This is a genomic window from Nitrospirillum guaranorum (assembly GCF_034653275.1).
Taxonomy (GTDB): domain Bacteria; phylum Pseudomonadota; class Alphaproteobacteria; order Azospirillales; family Azospirillaceae; genus Nitrospirillum.
This window is the reverse complement of record NZ_JAYEES010000002.1, coordinates 172,546-189,682: the sequence shown is the minus strand read 5'-3', so window position 1 is coordinate 189,682 and position 17,137 is coordinate 172,546. Positions and strand designations below refer to the sequence as shown.

Annotated in this window: 16 protein-coding genes; 10 read left to right on the top strand and 6 right to left on the bottom strand. The window is 68.3% G+C overall.

The features are described from left to right. Positions 1-78 precede the first annotated feature (78 nt). Positions 79-1,104: a patatin-like phospholipase family protein gene (locus UAJ10_RS06725; RefSeq protein WP_322914612.1), complete on the top strand. Its 1,026-nt coding sequence runs from the start codon at positions 79-81 to the stop codon at positions 1,102-1,104. Positions 1,105-1,141: 37 nt separating this feature from the next. Here UAJ10_RS06725 and glf read toward each other — a convergent pair whose 3' ends face one another. Both glf and UAJ10_RS06715 read right to left on the bottom strand, forming a co-directional pair. After that, on the bottom strand, positions 1,142-2,293 hold the full coding sequence (glf, locus tag UAJ10_RS06720) for a UDP-galactopyranose mutase (RefSeq protein ID WP_322914611.1): 1,152 nt from the start codon (positions 2,291-2,293) through the stop codon (positions 1,142-1,144). After that, positions 2,286-3,548 carry a glycosyltransferase family protein gene (locus UAJ10_RS06715; protein WP_322914610.1) on the bottom strand — a complete coding sequence of 421 codons (1,263 nt, stop codon included), beginning with the start codon at positions 3,546-3,548 and terminating at the stop codon, positions 2,286-2,288. Before UAJ10_RS06715 ends, glf begins: the two co-directional genes overlap by 8 nt. A gap of 261 nt (positions 3,549-3,809) precedes the next feature. On the opposite strand from UAJ10_RS06715, the gene UAJ10_RS06710 reads away from it, so the two are divergent. Genes UAJ10_RS06710 through UAJ10_RS06695 form a run of 4 tightly spaced genes read left to right on the top strand, consistent with a single transcriptional unit; the run spans position 3,810 to position 6,853 of the window. Further along, positions 3,810-4,277 carry a hypothetical protein gene (locus UAJ10_RS06710; RefSeq protein ID WP_322914609.1) on the top strand — a complete coding sequence of 156 codons (468 nt, stop codon included), beginning with the start codon at positions 3,810-3,812 and terminating at the stop codon, positions 4,275-4,277. Further along, entirely contained in the window at positions 4,274-5,005 is a 732-nt protein-coding gene (locus UAJ10_RS06705) for a hypothetical protein (RefSeq protein ID WP_322914608.1), read from the top strand. The genes UAJ10_RS06710 and UAJ10_RS06705 overlap by 4 nt, the downstream gene beginning before the upstream one ends. Further along, positions 4,998-5,654, top strand: coding sequence for an ABC transporter transmembrane domain-containing protein (locus UAJ10_RS06700; RefSeq protein WP_322914607.1), 657 nt, complete (start codon positions 4,998-5,000; stop codon positions 5,652-5,654). The genes UAJ10_RS06705 and UAJ10_RS06700 overlap by 8 nt, the downstream gene beginning before the upstream one ends. Next, complete coding sequence (locus UAJ10_RS06695) at positions 5,639-6,853, top strand: ABC transporter ATP-binding protein (protein ID WP_322914606.1); 1,215 nt, start codon at positions 5,639-5,641, stop codon at positions 6,851-6,853. The genes UAJ10_RS06700 and UAJ10_RS06695 overlap by 16 nt, the downstream gene beginning before the upstream one ends. A 316-nt stretch (positions 6,854-7,169) precedes the next feature. Here the strand turns inward: UAJ10_RS06695 and UAJ10_RS06690 are convergent, their stop codons facing one another. Next, complete coding sequence (locus UAJ10_RS06690) at positions 7,170-7,679, bottom strand: ferritin-like domain-containing protein (protein ID WP_322914605.1); 510 nt, start codon at positions 7,677-7,679, stop codon at positions 7,170-7,172. 353 nt (positions 7,680-8,032) lie between these two features. Between UAJ10_RS06690 and UAJ10_RS06685 the strand changes: the two genes are divergently transcribed. Together UAJ10_RS06685 and UAJ10_RS06680 are read left to right on the top strand one after the other, a co-directional pair. After that, positions 8,033-8,926, top strand: coding sequence for a manganese catalase family protein (locus tag UAJ10_RS06685; RefSeq protein ID WP_322914604.1), 894 nt, complete (start codon positions 8,033-8,035; stop codon positions 8,924-8,926). A gap of 293 nt (positions 8,927-9,219) precedes the next feature. Further along, positions 9,220-9,546, top strand: coding sequence for a hypothetical protein (locus UAJ10_RS06680; protein WP_322914603.1), 327 nt, complete (start codon positions 9,220-9,222; stop codon positions 9,544-9,546). Between the two features lie 39 nt (positions 9,547-9,585). On the opposite strand, the gene UAJ10_RS06675 is transcribed toward UAJ10_RS06680, so the two are convergent. Both UAJ10_RS06675 and UAJ10_RS06670 read right to left on the bottom strand, forming a co-directional pair. Further along, entirely contained in the window at positions 9,586-10,023 is a 438-nt protein-coding gene (locus UAJ10_RS06675) for a response regulator transcription factor (protein ID WP_322914602.1), read from the bottom strand. A gap of 126 nt (positions 10,024-10,149) precedes the next feature. After that, positions 10,150-12,180: a PAS domain-containing sensor histidine kinase gene (locus UAJ10_RS06670; protein ID WP_322914601.1), complete on the bottom strand. Its 2,031-nt coding sequence runs from the start codon at positions 12,178-12,180 to the stop codon at positions 10,150-10,152. Positions 12,181-12,432: 252 nt separating this feature from the next. On the opposite strand from UAJ10_RS06670, the gene UAJ10_RS06665 reads away from it, so the two are divergent. Both UAJ10_RS06665 and UAJ10_RS06660 read left to right on the top strand, forming a co-directional pair. After that, complete coding sequence (locus UAJ10_RS06665; protein WP_322914600.1) at positions 12,433-13,347, top strand: SDR family oxidoreductase; 915 nt, start codon at positions 12,433-12,435, stop codon at positions 13,345-13,347. A 79-nt stretch (positions 13,348-13,426) separates the two neighbouring features. Beyond that, positions 13,427-14,584, top strand: a complete 1,158-nt coding sequence (locus UAJ10_RS06660; RefSeq protein WP_322914599.1) for an SGNH/GDSL hydrolase family protein — start codon at positions 13,427-13,429, stop codon at positions 14,582-14,584. Positions 14,585-14,686: 102 nt separating this feature from the next. On the opposite strand, the gene UAJ10_RS06655 is transcribed toward UAJ10_RS06660, so the two are convergent. Continuing rightward, positions 14,687-15,493: an SDR family NAD(P)-dependent oxidoreductase gene (locus tag UAJ10_RS06655; protein ID WP_322914598.1), complete on the bottom strand. Its 807-nt coding sequence runs from the start codon at positions 15,491-15,493 to the stop codon at positions 14,687-14,689. A 113-nt stretch (positions 15,494-15,606) separates the two neighbouring features. Between UAJ10_RS06655 and UAJ10_RS06650 the strand changes: the two genes are divergently transcribed. Then, entirely contained in the window at positions 15,607-16,524 is a 918-nt protein-coding gene (locus tag UAJ10_RS06650) for a LysR family transcriptional regulator (protein ID WP_322914597.1), read from the top strand. Positions 16,525-17,137 lie beyond the last annotated feature (613 nt).

The window sequence follows — 17,137 nt, the reverse complement described above, 5'->3', positions numbered from 1 at the left end:
CGACGCGCCTTGGGGAACCGGTGGGGTTTCAGCTTCTTGACACGGCCATACCTCGATGGCTGTGGAGGGTTCATTCCGATGGACAGGCAGGCTGACACGACCGTCCTGGTCTTGGGCGGCGGCAACGCGCTGGGCGCCTATCACGGCGGCACCTATGAGGCGCTGGTCGAGGCCGGCATCCAGCCCGACTGGATCGTCGGGGCGTCCATCGGCGCCGTCACGGGCGCGCTGATCGCCGGAAACCCGGCCGAACTGCGCCTGCCCCGGCTGCGGCGATACTGGGAATTGGCCAGCGCCGCCAGCCCCCCGTGGTTGGTGGCCGCCGGCCGCGACGACTACAACGAGGTGCACGCGCTGGGCGCCCTGCTGATGGGCCGGCCGGGATTTTTCACGCGACGCTTCCCGGGCCTGCTGACGGTGTTGCCCGGCCTGCCCGACGATACCGCCCTCATGGATCACTATCCCATGGCGGCCACGCTGGACGGGTTGCTGGACTATGGCCGGCTGGATGCCGGCGACATCCGGCTGACCGTGGGATGCCTGGACGTGGCGACGGGGGAGGAGATCCATTTCGACAGCGCCGCGCACGCCATCACCAGCCGCCACCTGCTGGCCAGCACCGCCGCCATGCCCCTGTTCCCGCCCCTGGAACTGGACGGGCGCCTGCTGTGCGACCCCGTCCATCGCAACAACATGCCGTTGGACCTGCCGGCGCTGGAACGGCCGGAGGACAGGCTGCTGTGCTTCGCCAGCGAACTGTTCTCCATCGACGGGCGGCCGCCGACGGACATGGCCTCCACTCTGGCGCGGTGCCAGGATCTGCAATGCGCCGGCCATGCGCAGCGCGCGCTGGCGGGCCTGCGCCGCGGCTACGCCCTGCGCGAACGCGCCGGCCTGCCGGGCAGCCTGACCGTGGTGCACGCCGCCCATCGGGCGCCGCCACATGAAAAGGTGGGCAAGAGCCTCAATTTCTCCGCCCAGTCCATCGCGGAGCGCTGGCGCGCCGGGCTGGAGGATATGCGGGCGGCACTCGCCCAATGGCGGTCGGCGCCGGCGGCGGGCGGCTTCACCTATGTGGCGCCGCCCCGGCCGGTTCCTTCATGAAGGCCCCGCCTTTCCCGCGCCCGGCGCCTGTCCCCGCTCATCCGCCCGCCAATTCCAACGCCGCCGCCGGGGCGGCGGGGCGGCGGTGCCGGGGCAGCCGTTCCTCGATGCGGCGGAACGTGGCCAGGGCCTGGCCCACCACCTGGTCCATGTTGTAGTAGCGGTAGGTGGCCAGGCGGCCGACGAACCAGGTGTCCGGAGTGGCGTCGGCCAGCGCCTCGTAGCGGCGGTAGAGGTCCTGGTTCTCAGGCCGGGGCACGGGATAATACGGGTCGCCGACGTCGCTGGGATACTCATAGGTCAGGGCCGTCTTGGGATGGACCTGGCCCGTCAGGTGCTTGTACTCCGTAACCCGGGTGTAGGCCTGGTCCTGGGGGTGGTTCACCACCGCCACCGGCTGGTGCCGGGTCCGATCCAGGGTCACATGCTCGAACCGCAGCGAGCGGTAAGGAAGCGGGCCGTGGCGGTATCCGAAGAACTCGTCGATCTGTCCGGTATAGATCAGCCTTTTGTGGGGGATCACGTCCCGCAGGTCGGCGTAGTCGGTCTGCAGCATGATCTTGATGTTGGGATGGCGCAGCATGCGCTGGAACATGCGGGTGTAGCCGTCGCGCGGCATGGCCTGGAAGCTGTCGGTGAAGTAGCGGTCGTCGGTGTTCGTGCGGGTGGGCACGCGGGCGGTGACGGACCGGTCCAGCTGGCTGGGGTCCAGGCCCCATTGCTTGCGGGTGTAGCCCCGGAAGAACTTCTCATACAGCTCCCGTCCCACGGCGCTGACCACCACATCCTCCGAGGTCAGAACCGGTGTCACAGGTTCCGCCCTCGCCCGCAGGAAGGCGGCCGCCTCCTCGTCGCTGGACAGGGACAGTCCGTAGAGGATGTTGAGGGTGGTGCGGTTGATTGGGATGGGCACCAGCTTGCCATCCACCGACGCCAGCACCCGGTGGCTGTAGTCGCGCCATGCGGTGAAGGCGGACAGATAGTCCACGATCTCGCCGCTGTTGGTGTGGAAGATGTGCGGCCCATACTCATGGATCAGCAGCCCGTCCTCGTTGTAGCGGTCGTAGGCGTTGCCCCCGACATGGGGCCGGCGGTCGATGAGAAGGACGCGCTCGTCCCGCTGGCTGGCCAGGCGTTCCGCCAACACGCTGCCGGCGAAGCCGGCGCCGACGATCAACCAGTCAAACATGGGCGGGCTCCTGCTCGGCTGGCGCCGCCGTGTACGCGTGCCTCGCCGGCGGCGCGGCCGTGGGGCTTCTCCGCCCCGGCCGGGCTTTCGCCGTGGCGACCCCCTCGATCAGGCCCCGCATGGCGGCCCAGGTCTTGTCCCACGACGTCGCGGCCAGCTGGCGCTTCACCGCCACTCGCCACAGGTCCCGGGGCTGCGTCAGCAGATCGTCCAGGTGGGCCGCCATGGCCGCCGCGTCGTCCGCGATCTTGACCAGATCCTTGGTGCCATAGGGGTTGACCACGTCGGTGATGGGCGTGGACACCAGCGGCACGCCGGCCGCCAGGAACTCCGGCGTCTTGGTCGGGCTGATGAAGCGCGTGGCCTCGTTCAGGGCGAAGGTCATGAAGCCCGCGTCCCAGCCGGCCAGGTAGCGGGGAAGCTCGCCATAGCCCTTCGGCCCCAACCAATGCAGGTTGGGCCGGCGGGGCAGGCTGGCGGCGTCGATCTTGACGACCGGGCCCAGCATGATGAAGTGCCGGTCGGGCCTGAGGTCGGCCAGCCGCCCGACCAGGTCCAGGTCCATGCGTTCATCGATCACGCCGAAGAAGCCAATGCGCGGGTGGGGGATGTCCGCCTGGTCGGCCGGCTCAACCCCGTCATAGCTTCGGGCCTGGGCGAAATGCGGCGCGTCGATGCTGGAGGGGAAGGCATGCACGGCGGGGTGGCGGTGGCGCTTGGCCGCGTAAAGGCTCATGCCCCCAGTGAAGACCAGGTCGGCCTTGGCGAACAGCGCGTTTTCCTGGGCCAGCAGGCGATGCGAGGCGCCGAGGAAGGCCGACAGCTCGTCCATGTTGTCATAGATCGTCACCGCCGCCGGCAGGTCGCCGGTGAAATCGAGGGCCGCTGGCGTGTAGTACCACAGCACCCGGGACGACGGATCGCGGCCGGCCAGCAGCGCGTGCACCAGCTGGCTCAGGTGGAAGGTCACCGCGTCGCCGTCGAGGCCGGGGGGCAGGATGGGCACGGCGACGGAGACGCCATCGGGGCGTGAGGTGACGTCCATGCGGGGCAGGGACGTTTCACCGTCCGCCGCGAAGATCGCCTCCTCGATGAACAGGACGCGGTAGTGTTTGGCCGCGCGGCTCAACAGATGCTGCGGGCGCTGGCGTACGAAATCCCACCGCAGATGGGAAAAACAGACCAGGTCGGGCGCGCGAGCCGCGCCGGGGGCAATCGAGTCAAGGCGAGGGCTGAGTGCCCGTGCGTCCTGCATGGCATTACTCCTGCCGCCGGGAAGATCCGGGGGTTCATTGTCGGGGAAGGTGGCCGGTTGCTCGCGCTGGCGTGTTCCGGGGCGTGTTCCGGCGTCTGAAGCTGCAAGAACAGGGCGGAACGAAAGTTCCCGGCGGCGTCGCGGTAAGGGGCGGGTTTACGGAAATAAAAAATTCAACGCGGAAGGCAGAACTTGGCGGTCGCCCGGGAATTATGCCCCCGCTGAACCCACGGCCAGCATCGGGCCGGGAGCGGAGGTGACATGGACGTGCAGGACTGGGATCTGTTCCGAAGCTTCTTTCTGGGGGGCTTCGAGTGCTCAACCCACCGCCGGCGGGACGGGCGCCGGCTGGACATACTCGCGGCCACCGGCCATGACCGCCATGCCGAGGCGGACTACCGTCTGTTGGCGGCGGCCGGCATCCACGCCGTGCGCGATGGGATGCGCTGGCACAGGGTCGAGGTCGGGCCCGGATGGTACGACTGGTCGACCGTCCTGCCCCAATTGCGGGCGGCCAGGGCGGCGGGCATCCAGGTGATCTGGGATCTCTGCCACTACGGCTGGCCGGATGACCTGGACATCTGGTCGCCGGCTTTCGTGGATCGCTTCGCCGGCTTCGCGGCGGCGGCGGCCCGGCTTGTCCGCACGGAAAGCGACGCCATACCCTTCTTCTGCCCGATAAACGAAATCTCCTTCCTGGCATGGGCTGGGGGGACGAGGGCTACATGAACCCCTTCGCCCGGGGGGAGGGCGAGCGGCTGAAGGCCCAGCTGGTGCGGGCCGCCATCGCCGCCGTCGACGCCATCCGGGCGGTCGACCCCAGGGCCCGCTTCGTCTACGCCGAACCGGCCATCCACGTGACGGCGGGGGCTCCTCTGGCGGAGGAGCACGAGGCGGCGGAACGGCGCCGGCTGTCGCAGTTCCAGACCTACGACATGCTGAGCGGCCGGGAGGATCCGGGCCTGGGCGGCGCGCCGGCCTATCTGGACATCGTCGGTGTCAACTTCTACCCGCATAACCAATGGTACCAGGGGGGCGGCACCATCCCGCTGGGCCACCACGGCTACCGGCCCCTGCATCAGATATTGGCGGAATTCCATGCCCGATATGGCCGGCCGCTGCTGATCGCGGAGACCGGGGCGGAGGGAAGCGCGCGCCCCTCCTGGTTGCACTATGTGTGCGCGGAGGTGCGCCAGGCGCTGGCCTGCGGCGTTCCCGTCCAGGGGGTCTGCCTCTATCCGGTGCTGGACTATCCCGGCTGGGATGATGAGCGGCCCTGTGAGGTCGGCTTGCTGACCGCGCGGGGCCCGGCGGGGCCCAGCCGCATCCATCGGCCCTTGATGGAGGAGTTGGCCGTGCAACGCGATCTTCTGGACCGGGAAGGGCGCCGGGGGCGGGTGTTCCCGCCGTCCATGGCACTGGATGGGGCGCTGGCGGGAGGTGTGCGGCATGGATGACCGCGACAACCCGGCGGATGCCGGCCTGCCCGCCTTCCTGACCTCACCCCGCCGCTTCATCGCGCGGTACGCCCGGCGCTGGCGGGGGCATTGCCTGGTGCTGGCGGTGCTGGTGCTGGGGGCGGCGTCCTGCGCCGTCGCGGTTCAGTACGGCATGAAGCTGCTGATCGACGCCATGTCCGCCGGCGCGCCGGACGGTGGCGGCGTGCCGGTGGCGGTGTGGCGGCCGCTGGCGCTGTTCATCGCCCTGATCGGCCTGGAAAGCGTCCTGTGGCGCCTGACCGGCTGGCTGGGGTGCCGCACCACCGTCGGGATCGGCGTCGACATGCGGCTGGACCTGTTCGCGCACCTCAGCGGCCTGCCCATGCGCTACTTCACGGAAAACCTGGCGGGGTCGCTGGGCCAGCGCATCACCGCCACCGCCGGCAACTTCGGGGCGCTGTGCAACACCGTCATCTGGCGGGTGGCGCCGCCCTGCGTGGATTTTCTGGGCGCCGTGGTGGTGTTCTCCACCATAGACTGGCGCATGGCGGCGGCGCTGGCGGTGTTCGTGACCCTGGTGACCACGGGGCTGATCCTGTTCGGCCAGGGGGGCAGCCGCTGCACCGCGCCTATGCCGCCCGCGCGGGCGAGGTGGCCGGCGCCCTGACCGACGTCATCTCCAACATGTGGGCGGTGAAGGCGTTTTCGGCCCGGCGGCGGGAATATGAGCGGCTGGCGACCGGCTTCCGGGAAGAGGCGGGGATGCAGAAGGCCAGCTGGATGCACATGGAAAAGACCCGCATGCTCTATGACGTGGTGCTGTGGATCATGGCCGGCGCCATGCTGTCCTGGGTGCTGTTCCGCTGGGGACAGGGGGCCGTGACCACCGGCGACGTGGTGATCGTCAGCGCTTTGACGTTGCGCATCCTGCATGGCGCCCGCGACCTGGCGCTGGCGCTGGTGGACATGGTGCAGCATGTCGGCCATATCGAGGACACCTTGCGGGTCATCGGCCTGCGCCCCACCATCACCGACGACCCGGCGAGCGCTCCCTTCGATCCCGTGGCGGAGCCGGGCGCCGTGGAACTGCGCCGGGTGGCCTTCGCCTATGGCGCGTCCAAGATGGCGCTGGATGAGGATGGGGATGAGGACAGGCCCCGCGTTCCGCCTCGGGCGGAAACCCTGCGGGACCTGGACGTCCACATTCCGCCCGGCCAGAAGGTCGCGGTGGTGGGGCCGTCCGGCGCCGGCAAGTCGACCTTGGTCAGCCTGCTGCAGCGCCTCTACGATGTCCAGGACGGGGAATTGCTGATCAGCGACCGGCCGGTGGCTGGGCTGCGCCAGGACGATCTGCGCGCGGCCCTGGCCGTCGTGCCCCAGGAAATCACCCTGTTCCACCGCACCATCCTGGAAAACATCCGGTTCGGTCGGCCCGACGCCACGGATGAGGAGGCCCACGCCGCCGCCCGCGCCGCCAACTGCCATGACTTCATCCTGTCCCTACCGGAGGGATACGAAACCCTGGTCGGTGAGCGGGGAACCAAGCTGTCCGGCGGCCAGCGCCAGCGCATCGGCATCGCCCGCGCCTTCCTGAAAAATTCCCCCATCCTCATCCTGGACGAGGCGACGTCCGCCCTGGACACGGAATCCGAGCTGAAAATCCAGCGCTCCCTGGTCGAGCTGATGGCCGGGCGCACGGTCATCGCCGTGGCGCATCGGTTGTCCACCGTCGCCGCCTTCGACCGGATCCTGGTCATGGAGGACGGCCGCATCGTGGAGGACGGGTCAGCGGCGGACCTGCGCCGGCACAACGGCCTGTTCGCCCGCATGTGGCGCCTGCAGGCGGAGGGTCTGGCCGCGGAATGAACGCCTGCGGCTAGACCCCTCCAACCTCACAACCGCCTCGGTCGCGCCGCCGATTACCTCGGCGGTTTAGCGGCAGGGGCGCGACTTCCCACCGATTGCGCCAGGTCTGTCTTCTCTCCCGGCTGGCAGGTGCCGCACACGCCGGTCCAGGCCGGCGGGTCGCTCGCGGGGAAGGAATCCTCGCTGGTTTCCCGGACCAGGTCCTTTCTCCTGATGGATGCGATTGCTTGGCGGGGTGGTGGTGCTGTGCCGTGGGATTGTGGATTCATCAAGTCCTCCGGGACTGGTTTGGGCGCGCGTCGCCGTTCCTGGCGGCCTAGCGCTTACCGCCCTCTTCCATCACTTCGTCGCGCACCAGGTACTTCTTAGTCAGGGCGGGTAGATGCTCGGCCAGCCAGGCGGCCATCGCCTGCTCTTCACGCAGGCTCTGTTCACACAGGTCGCGTGTCTCGGTATCGCCCACGGCATCCGCCGCCGCGACCAGGATGGTGTACGAGGCGACCTCCAGGTTCTCGAAAGCGAAGCTCGCCAGCGCCCCCTTGATGATCTCATCGCTCATGAACATGCCACCCAGGCCCTGGCCGAAGGCGGCGGCGCGCCCCGCGAGATCCTTCAGCGTCGAGCTGTCATCGCCCAGCCGTGCCAGGCAGCTTTCCAGGCGCTGGGTCTGGGTTCGTGTTTCGGCGATGTGTTCCCGCAGCTTGTCGCGCACGGGGGGATAGTTCTCGATACGCTCACACATGGCGGTCATCATCGTTTCCGCCTGCTGTTCCATGGCGTGGGCGTCGCGCAGCCAGTCCAGCAGATGTTCCTCGTTCGTGGCCATGGGCCATCCTCCTCGTTGAGTGGGTCGGGCTGGGGCGCGGGGCGGAAAGCCGGCCGGCGACCGGGCGCCGCTTCGCCAACGTCCGCATTTCCAATGGGCACCTCCCCCGTGTGCAGACAAGCCGGGCCGTCGCCGTCGGTTCCGTGGCGATGAAGAAGAGGATGGAGGTCCCGGCAGATTTTTGAGTGAGAATTACTACGATTTTTCCGTGCCTAAGCGAAGCTTGGGCTCGGCAATTACTTTTACTGCCTCGTTTTATTGGAACAATTCCAGATTCGCGGCCTTTTAGAAGGCGCTTCGAGGGCGCGCGGTGTCGCCCATGGGTCACGACAGGAATCAGAAGGACGAAGACGATGTTCATGCACAACAAGCGCCTGCAATACACGGTGCGGGTCGCCGAACCCAACCCCGTCCTGGCCAGCCTGATGCTGGAACAGTTCGGTGGGCCGCAGGGCGAGCTGGCGGCCGCCATGCGTTACTTCACCCAGGCGCTGGGTGAGACCGACCCCGGCCGCAAGGACATGCTGTTCGACATCGCCACGGAGGAGTTGAGCCACCTGGAGATCATCGGCAGCATCGTCGCCATGCTGAACAAGGGCATCAAGGGCGACCTGGCCGAGGCCAACATGGCGGAGGCCGACCTCTATGCCGCGCTGAACCAGGGGGGCGACAGCCATACCCAGTCGCTGCTGTACGGCGGCGGCCCGTCGCTGACCAACTCCTCCGGCGTGCCGTGGACGGCGGCCTACATCGACAGCATCGGCGACCCCACCTGCGACCTGCGCTCCAACATCGCGGCGGAGAGCCGGGCCAAGATCGTGTACGAGCGGTTGATCAACGTCACCGACGATCCCGGCATCAAGGATGCCCTGGGCTTCCTCATGACACGGGAGATCGCGCACCAAAAGTCGTTCGAGAAGGCGCTCTACGCCATCGAACCCAACTTCCCGCCCGGCAAGCTCCCGGGCAAGGCCGAATTCGCCGACCTTTATGTCAACACGTCCCAAGGCGAAGGGGACACCGAAGGCCCGTGGAACACCGGCGGGACCTGGCAACGGCTGGACGATGTGGAGGGCAGCCTGCCGCTGGACGGCGGTGACGGCCTGCCGTCCGTCACCTTGACCGACGCGCAGAAGGAAGCCGCCCGGGCCCTGATGGCCCGCACCATGTCCAATCCCGAAAGCGACCCGGTGACCGGCGCCGATCTCGGCTCCGGCAAGATCGCGGCGGAGATGGCGGACGTTTGATTCCACCCGGGCGTTGGAAATCCCAACGCCGGATAGGCACCTCTGGGGGGGCCTGTGGCGGCCCCCTTGCGCGCCACGCCGGTTCGTCGCCGGCGTGGCTTTTTTCGTCCCGGCATGGCTGATATCCGGAAACGTGACTAGTGATGATATAGAAAATTCATCACTCATCACATATTTTAGCGGGGTGGCGTGATGCTACACCCCGCCCACGGCGGCGCGGGCTGGTTTTACCAACGGCCGGTCGTCTGTATCCCTTTCAGGGCGGCGGCGCGGCGCATTGCCGGAGATAAAAGATGTCCGCCTCTGTCCAGAGGGTGCTGCGTGCGCCCATCAGTGCCTTGATCCTGGTGGGGATCATGTCCAGCCCGGCGCTCGCCGCGTGGCAGGATGACCCGGCGAAAGTTTTCATCGCGTCACTGGCGGGTGAGCGGGATGCCGGAACGCGGCATGATCCTCAAGCTCAGTCCGGGCTCGAGGCTCGGCCGGCAGAGGATCCGGCGCGGCGGTTCATCGCCGGTTTGGCGGGCAAGCATGATCGTCCATCGGGCATCGCCGCGCCCGAGGTCGACACGCGGCCTGAGCGCGATTTCATTAACCGCATCGCCGGCCGGGCGCCCTGACGCAGGGGCCCCGTCCGCTGCGACACAGTCGGAAAAACTCTATCGGTCCCGCCCCGCCACCGCCGCCTCGACCCGGGTCAGCAGATCCTCGGGGTCCAGGGGTTTGCACAGGAAGGCCACGGCACCGGCCTGCAGCGCCCGCTGGCTCAGGGCGGGATCGGCGAAGGCGGTCATGATGATGATGGGCAGGTCGTTGCCGGCGTCGCGCAGCGCCGCCTGCAGTGCCAGCCCGTCCATCACCGGCATGTGCAGGTCGGTGACCAGACAGGCGGCCTGATCCCGCGCGGGGGAATCCAGGAACGCCACCGCCCCGTCGAATCCCCAGGCATCGAACCCGGCGGAGCGCATGAGGCTCAGCAGGCTGCCGCGGACTTCCGCGTCATCGTCGACGATCGCGATAATGGGATTGCTCAGGGCCCTTACTCCGCCTTCGGACACGCACCGGCCGGATGAGGGCTGGCGGGGATGCGCGCCCATGGTGCCGCGCGCCTCCTTGAACGCATCCCTGTACCCCGGGGAGCGGGTGGGGGCCCATCATACATAGATGTTATTTGGGATGTTAATTGGGGTGTTGGCTGCCGGGGCGGGGACTTGGCATGGCGATCACGCGGCGTGCGCGCCGTCGCTTTCCCCCACGCCATCGCCGGCCGCCCCGGCCTCCGGTACCACCGGCAGGGTGAAGGCGAAGGTGGCGCCCCGGCGGCCGCTTCCGGGGACGGTGCCATCGTTGTTGGCGGCGGTGATCTGCCCGCCGTGCGCCTCGATGATGGAGCGGCAGATGGACAGGCCCATGCCCATGCCATCGGCCTTGGTGGTGAAGAAGGGCTCGAACAAGGCGGTGGGTTCCACGCCCTGGATACCGCCGCCGCTGTCGCGCACGGACACCCTGACCAGATCGTCCGCCCGCTCCGCCAGGATGGTGATGTCGCGGGCCGTATCGTTGTCCACGACCGGCCCCCCTTGCGCGGCGGTGGCCTGGATGGCGTTCATCAGCAGGTTCATCAGCACCTGCTGCACCTGCACCTTGTCACCCCGCACGGGCGGCAGGTCGGATGGGCACAGGACGCGAACGGCGATGGCCTTGGCCTGCACCTCGCGGCCCACCAAGGCCACGGTCTCGGTCACCAGGGCCTCTACCGCCAGGGCGTCGGCCTTGGGCGGCGCCTTGCGGGCCAGGGCGCGGATGCGGGCGATGACATCGGCGGCGCGGGTGCCGTTGGTCACCACATGCTGCAGGCAGTCCTCCACCTCGTGCGCATGCTCCGGCCCGCGCGCCAGCCAGCGGCGGCCCGTCTTGCCATAGGTGATGATGGCCGACAGGGGTTGGTTGACCTCATGCGCGATGGATGCCGCCAGCTGGCCCAGCGTGGTCATGCGCGACACATGCGCCAGCTCGGTCCTGAGCTGCGCCAGCTTGGCCTGGGCCTGGTTGCGCTCCGTCACGTCCAGCGCCATGACCAGGATGCGCGACCAGTCCTCATCCTCCGGCGGGACGGTGACGCGCAGCACCACGTCCACCATGCCGCCCGACAGGGTGCGGAACTGTCCCTCCGCCTCCACCATGCGCTCCCCCGCCGACAGGGCGGCGAACACCTGGACCAGGGCGGCTTCGCTGCTGGGCGTGTACATGGCGACGATGCTGCCCGCCAGCAGCTGCTCCGCCCCCTCGGCCTCGAACAGGCGGACGGCGGCGGCGTTGATGGCGCGGATGCGGGTTGCCTGCCCGGCCTGGCGGATCAGGTCGGGGTGCAGGGCCAGGCCGGCCTTGAGGTCGCCGCCACCCAGGTCGCGCGCCTTTTCCAGCACGCGGAAGGCGTCCGTCCAGTCCGACTCCCAGATGGCGAAGCCGGCGGCGTTGAAGATGGCGCGGTAGCGTCCCTCCGACCGCTGGCGTTCCGCGTCCGCCCGCCGCTGTTCCGTCAGGTCGGCGCTGGTCTCGATGATGCCGATGTTGCCGCCCTGGGCGTCGAAGCGGGCCAGCCAGCGGCTGGCCAGCACGATGCGGCGACCGTCGCGGCGCACCCGTGTCAGCTCGCCGGACCAGTGACCGGCCTGGGCCAGTGCCTGCCGCACCTCGTCCGCCGGATACGCGGTCCGCAGCAGCTGCTGACAGGGTTGGCCCAGCGCCTCCGCCCGGGTCCAACCGTACAGATGTTCCGCGCCATCGTTCCAATAGCGGATGATGCCGTCGGCGTCGTGGATGACGACGGTGTCGTGCGTCAGCTCCAGGATGCGCGCCTGCTCCGCCATGGCGGTGCGGGCGCTGCGGTTGCTGAGCGACAACAGGGTGGTGATGAGGATGGCCGTCAGGCTGACGGCCAGGCGCATGGCCGCCCCTTCCGACAGGTCATCCATATGGCCGGCCAGGAAGGCGCCGGCGGTCAGCGCGGCGCAGGCCAGGCCCGTGAGCATCACCGCCCGGCGACCATGGGAGATGGCGACCAGCAGCACGACGGCGGTGTGCAGCACCGCCACCGCGCCCTGCAGCGGGCTGAAGGCGTCGGCGGAAAAAATCAGCAGCGCCAGCACGGCCGCGGCCAGGCACTGGGCGCGACCATGGCCGGCCAGCACCGCCAGGGGGCGTGACCGCCGGCGCGGCACCGCCCGCTGGGGGGGCGAAGGAGAGGGGCCCATGATCCGCCGTGTTATTCTGTCCAGGCCGGGCCTGCGGTGTTGCGTGGCGACCAGAATAATCAAGGGTCTAGCGGTTCGTAAATAGTATCGCATTTATGCAACGAAATCCGCGCGCGATTGCTCATGGGGCTCTCGGAGGTAAACCAAGGTATGGGCAAACCTAGGTGTGTCTGTCGGGCGGGGGGACCAGCGCCTTAGCCTTCCCGTCGTTCCGCCGGCCAGCGGCGTCCAGCCCCAGGAAGAGCATCCCCCATGTCCAAGGTCATCCTCGTCACCGGCGCGTCCAGCGGCTTCGGCGCCCTGGCCGTGCGCGCCCTGGCTCTGAACGGCCACACCGTCTACGCCAGCATGCGCGATACCACGACCCGCAACGCGCGCGCGGTGGCCGAGGCGGCGGCCTGGGCGGAGGACCACCGGTCCGATCTGCGGACGATAGAGATGGATGTGCAATCGCAGGCCTCGGTGGAGCGGGCGGTGGGCACCATCGTCGCCATCCATGGCCGCATCGACGTGCTGGTGCACAATGCCGGCCACATGTCCCTGGGCCCGGCGGAGGCGTTCACGCCGGAACAGTTCGCCGAGCTCTATGACATCAACGTCATCAGCACCCAGCGGGTGAACCGCGCCGTGCTGCCGCAGATGCGGCGCCAGCGGCGCGGCTTGGTGATCTGGGTGTCGTCCAGCAGCGCACGCGGCGGCACGCCGCCCTACTTGGCGCCCTATTTCGCCGCCAAGGCCGCCATGGACAGCCTGGCCGTCAGCTATGCCGGCGAACTGGCGCGCTGGGGCATCGAGACCAACATCCTGGTGCCGGGCGCCTTCACCAAGGGGACCAACCATTTCGCGCACGCCGGCCGCCCGGCGGACCTGGCCACCGTGCTGGCCTATGAGCAGGGGCCGGACAAGGGCATGGCCGAGGTGGCGGAGGCGGGCCTGGCCAAGCTGGAACCACCGGACGCCGACGCCCGCCTGGTCGCCGACGCCTTGGCCCGGGTGGTGGAGATGCCGTACGGCCAGCGTCCCTTTCGCACCCATGTCGATCCCGCCAGCGATGGCTGCGAGGTGGTGAACGGCGTGGCCGACCGGGTGCGGGCCGAACTGCTGCGTCGCATCGGGCTGGAGGACATCTTGCGGCCGCATCCCTACGGCCAGCCGGGGACGCTTTAGTTCGCGCACTGGCAGCCGGCAGCCGATGCCGCTACTCTCCCGGCATTTGGCATATAAGTCTGATGCTGGGAGGAAAACGGTGAAGTCCCTGAATGTTCTGTCGGCGTTCGTTCTGTCGCTTACGGCCACCCTGGCCGCCGGCCCGGCCCTGGCCAAGGAGCCACCGTCCCTCAAGGGGGCGCCCAAGGTGGAGCCTGTGGCCGACCTGCCCGCCGGGGCCACGGCCCTGCCGGGGCACATCGGGGGCCGGGTGTTGGCGGAGGGAACCGACGGCGGTTTCCGCCGGCAATGGCCGGGCACCTATGTCGAGACCCGGTTCAATGGGAACTCGGCCCTGTTCCGTGTCGGCCCAGGCGACGTCAGCCTGCGCGTCAGCGTCGATGGCGGCGCGCCCGTGGCGCTGGTGAAGCCCAAGCCGGGCGTCTATCGCGTCACGGGGCTGAAGGCGGGCGCGCACACCCTGCGTGTCGATACTGCCAGCGAAACCCAGGCCGGCCCCAGCACCTTCGGCGGTTTCTTCGCCCTGGCTGGCACCAAGCCGCTGCCTGTTCCGGCACGGGCGCGGCAGATCGAATTCATCGGCGACAGCCACACCGTGGGCTACGGCAACACGGCGGACCAGGCGGCGTTCCAGCAGACCTGCACGACGGACGAGGTGTGGGACACCACCGACACTTCGCAGGGCATCGCGCCGCGTCTGGCCGGCCGCTATGGCGCCGATTACCAGGTGAACGCCATTTCCGGCCGGGGCATCGTCCGCAACTACAACGGCTTCGCTGCCGACACCCTGCCGCAGGCCTACCCCTATACCCTGTTCGACCATGCCGTCCGCTATGACGATCCGGCCTGGCACCCCCAGGTCATCGTCATCGCCCTGGGCACCAACGACTTCACCACGCCCTTGCACGCGGGGGAGAAGTGGGCCACCCGTGACGCCCTGCACGCCGATTACGAGGCGACCTATGTGGACTTCGTGAAAGGCTTGCGCGCCCACAACCCCCAGGCTTATTTCCTGCTGTGGGCCACCGACATGGCCGAGGGCGAGATCACGGCCGAGGTGGCCAAGGTGGCGGACAAGCTGCACGCGGCCGGGGAGAGCCGCCTGGCCTTCCTGCCCATGCACGACATCGCCTTCAGCGGCTGTCATTCCCATCCAAGCCTGGCGGACGACGCCAAGATCGCCAAGGCGCTGGGCGACTACATGGACGCCCATCCCGAGGTTTGGCAGGCGAAGTGACCCCTGGCGCGCCGCAGGGTGCGCCCCTCGCGGCCCCATGGAAGTTCTGAAATCAGAACTTCCATGGGGGGCAGCCCATAATGGCCGGGGCGCGGGTCCGTCTCACGCCAGGGTGTTGATCAGTCCGCCTTCCAGCCGGATGGCGGCGCCGTTGGTGGCGGCCGACAGGGGACTGGCCAGGAAGGCCACCATGTTGGCGATCTCCTCCGGCTCTATCATGCGCTGCAGCAGCGATCCGGACCGGGCGGTGGCGAAGAACTCGGCCTCCGCCTCGGCCACCGTGGTGTCCGGCTTGCTGGACACGCCGCGCAGGAAGTCGACGATGCCTTCCGACCGGGTGGGGCCGGGCATCACCGAGTTGACGGTCACCCGCGTGCCCTTGGTCTGGCCGGCCAGGCCGCGCGCGATCGACAGCTGCGCCGTCTTGGTCATGGCGTAGTGGATCATGGCCGGGTCCACCGCCAGGCCCGTCTCGCTGGAGACGAAGATGACCCGGCCGTCGTTCCGCGCCAGCATCTGCGGGAAATAGTGGCGGGTCAGGCGCACGCCGCTCATGACGTTGACGTCGAAGTAGCGCTGCCAGTCCGCATCGCTGATGTCGGCGAACGACTTGCTTTCATAGATGCCCAGGTTGTTGACCAGGATGTCCGCCGACGGCACCTGGCCCAGCAGCTCGGCCGCGCCATCCGCCGTGGTGATGTCGGCCCGCACGCCGGCCACCTGCACACCCGTTACCGGGACACCACCCGAGGCGCGGATGCTCTCCACCGCCTGGTCCAGCTTGCGGCCGTCGCGGCCGGTGACGATGACGGCAGCACCCTCCACCGCCAGCTTGCGGGCGATTTCCAGGCCGATGCCGGCCGTCGATCCGGTGACCAGGGCCGTCTTGCCCGCGATCTTCAGGTCCATGACCCATACTCCTCTCATCACGTCCCGATGACGTTTCGACGCGAAATCTAGGCAGCGGCTGGCGGCGGGAGTATGGAGTATGCAGGAACAATATCTATGAATGGTAGGCACAGATGGCGCGCGTGCTGATGGAACGCTCCGGCGAGATGGAGGTGTTCGTGCGCGTGGTGCGGGAGGGGGGCTTTTCCGCCGCCGCCCGCACCCTGGACCTGACGCCGTCTGCCGTCAGCAAGCTGATCGCCCGGCTGGAGGCGCGGCTGGGCGCCCGCCTGCTGAACCGCACCACCCGGGCGCTGACCCTGACGGACGAGGGGCGGGGGTATCTGCAGGGGGCGGAGCGGGCGCTGCGGGCGCTGGACGACGCCGACCAGGCGGTGGGGTCGGGTACCGTGCGCGGCCGGCTGGTCATCAACGCCTCCGTCCCCTTCGGCACGCATGTGCTGGCGCCCGCCCTTCCGGCCTTCCTGGCGCGCCATCCCGACCTGACCGTCGACCTCAGCTTCACCGACGACGTGGTGAACCTGCTGGCCCAGAAGGCCGACCTGGCTTTCCGTGTGGGCGGCTTGCCGGACAGCGCCCTGGTGGCGCGCAAGCTGGGGCAGAGCCGGCGGGTGATCTGCGCCGCGCCCGATTATCTGGCGCGCCACGGCACGCCGGGAACGCCGGCCGACCTCGTCCACCACAACTGCCTGGGCTTCAACTTCCGCCGCAGCCGTGTCGGCTGGCCCTTCCGGGAAGGGGAACGCGAGATTGAGGTGCCGGTGTCCGGTAGCCTGCAAGTCAACAATGGCGAGACCCTGCGCCAGATGGCCCTGGCGGGCCTGGGCCTGGCCCGTCTCAGCCACTGGCACGTGGCCGAGGCCATCGCCCGCGGCGAGTTGGTGCCGGTGCTGGAGGCCCACAACCCCGGCGATTTGGAAATGATCAACGCCGTATATGTCGGCGGCGGCCAAGTGCCTCGCCGCGTACGCGCTTTCATCGACCACATGGTCGCGGTGGTCGGGGCGTCGACGTTGTTTGGCGGCGGATGACGCCGGTTGGGCGCGGCACATTGGGGGGCGTTGCGATATGCGATGCGATGGGTGGAGCAGCCTCCCGCGGCCATCCCTAAAGCTGCTCTTGCCGTTGCCTTTGGCGTCGGCCATGCCGGTGCCTAGTGGGGTGATTGGATCTGCGGCGGCGATGTTCCCGGTTTCGTCCGACTTACCCGCCCGAACGGACTAAGCCCTCGAGCTGAAAATTTCTTCCGCCTGCGGGCATAAAGATTGCATTTCTCCAATATAATCCTCCAAATAAGCGCAAATTTCTTTAAACCTTCCTCTCCCGCGTGTCGGCCCGCCCATATTCCAGGAGTTTCCATGTTCCAGGCACGTTCCCGGCGTCTGAGCGTCCTGCTGCTTTCCGCTTCTGCGCTCGGCGTCGCGGCGGCATCCTCCGCAGCCCGTGGGGATACGGTCCTTACAGGCAATCAAACCACTCTTTCCTATCCCTACTGGGGCACGGTTGGCACCATCTCAAATAACGGGACCATTACAGGCGCCGCCAATAACGCTTTTGAAAACTTTGGCACTGTCAGCACGTTAAAAAATAATGGTTATATTTACGGCCACGGCGTTGGTGTCTTCAATTTTGGCACCATCGGTT

Coding starts and splice junctions, on each gene's coding strand:
- UAJ10_RS06725 (WP_322914612.1), top strand. CDS start 79: ATGGACAGGCAGGCTGACACGACCGTCCTGGTCTTGGGCGGCGGCAAC.
- glf (WP_322914611.1), bottom strand. CDS start 2,293: ATGTTTGACTGGTTGATCGTCGGCGCCGGCTTCGCCGGCAGCGTGTTG.
- UAJ10_RS06715 (WP_322914610.1), bottom strand. CDS start 3,548: ATGCAGGACGCACGGGCACTCAGCCCTCGCCTTGACTCGATTGCCCCC.
- UAJ10_RS06710 (WP_322914609.1), top strand. CDS start 3,810: ATGGACGTGCAGGACTGGGATCTGTTCCGAAGCTTCTTTCTGGGGGGC.
- UAJ10_RS06705 (WP_322914608.1), top strand. CDS start 4,274: ATGAACCCCTTCGCCCGGGGGGAGGGCGAGCGGCTGAAGGCCCAGCTG.
- UAJ10_RS06700 (WP_322914607.1), top strand. CDS start 4,998: ATGGATGACCGCGACAACCCGGCGGATGCCGGCCTGCCCGCCTTCCTG.
- UAJ10_RS06690 (WP_322914605.1), bottom strand. CDS start 7,679: ATGGCCACGAACGAGGAACATCTGCTGGACTGGCTGCGCGACGCCCAC.
- UAJ10_RS06685 (WP_322914604.1), top strand. CDS start 8,033: ATGTTCATGCACAACAAGCGCCTGCAATACACGGTGCGGGTCGCCGAA.
- UAJ10_RS06680 (WP_322914603.1), top strand. CDS start 9,220: ATGTCCGCCTCTGTCCAGAGGGTGCTGCGTGCGCCCATCAGTGCCTTG.
- UAJ10_RS06675 (WP_322914602.1), bottom strand. CDS start 10,023: ATGGGCGCGCATCCCCGCCAGCCCTCATCCGGCCGGTGCGTGTCCGAA.
- UAJ10_RS06670 (WP_322914601.1), bottom strand. CDS start 12,180: ATGGGCCCCTCTCCTTCGCCCCCCCAGCGGGCGGTGCCGCGCCGGCGG.
- UAJ10_RS06665 (WP_322914600.1), top strand. CDS start 12,433: ATGTCCAAGGTCATCCTCGTCACCGGCGCGTCCAGCGGCTTCGGCGCC.
- UAJ10_RS06655 (WP_322914598.1), bottom strand. CDS start 15,493: ATGGACCTGAAGATCGCGGGCAAGACGGCCCTGGTCACCGGATCGACG.
- UAJ10_RS06650 (WP_322914597.1), top strand. CDS start 15,607: ATGGCGCGCGTGCTGATGGAACGCTCCGGCGAGATGGAGGTGTTCGTG.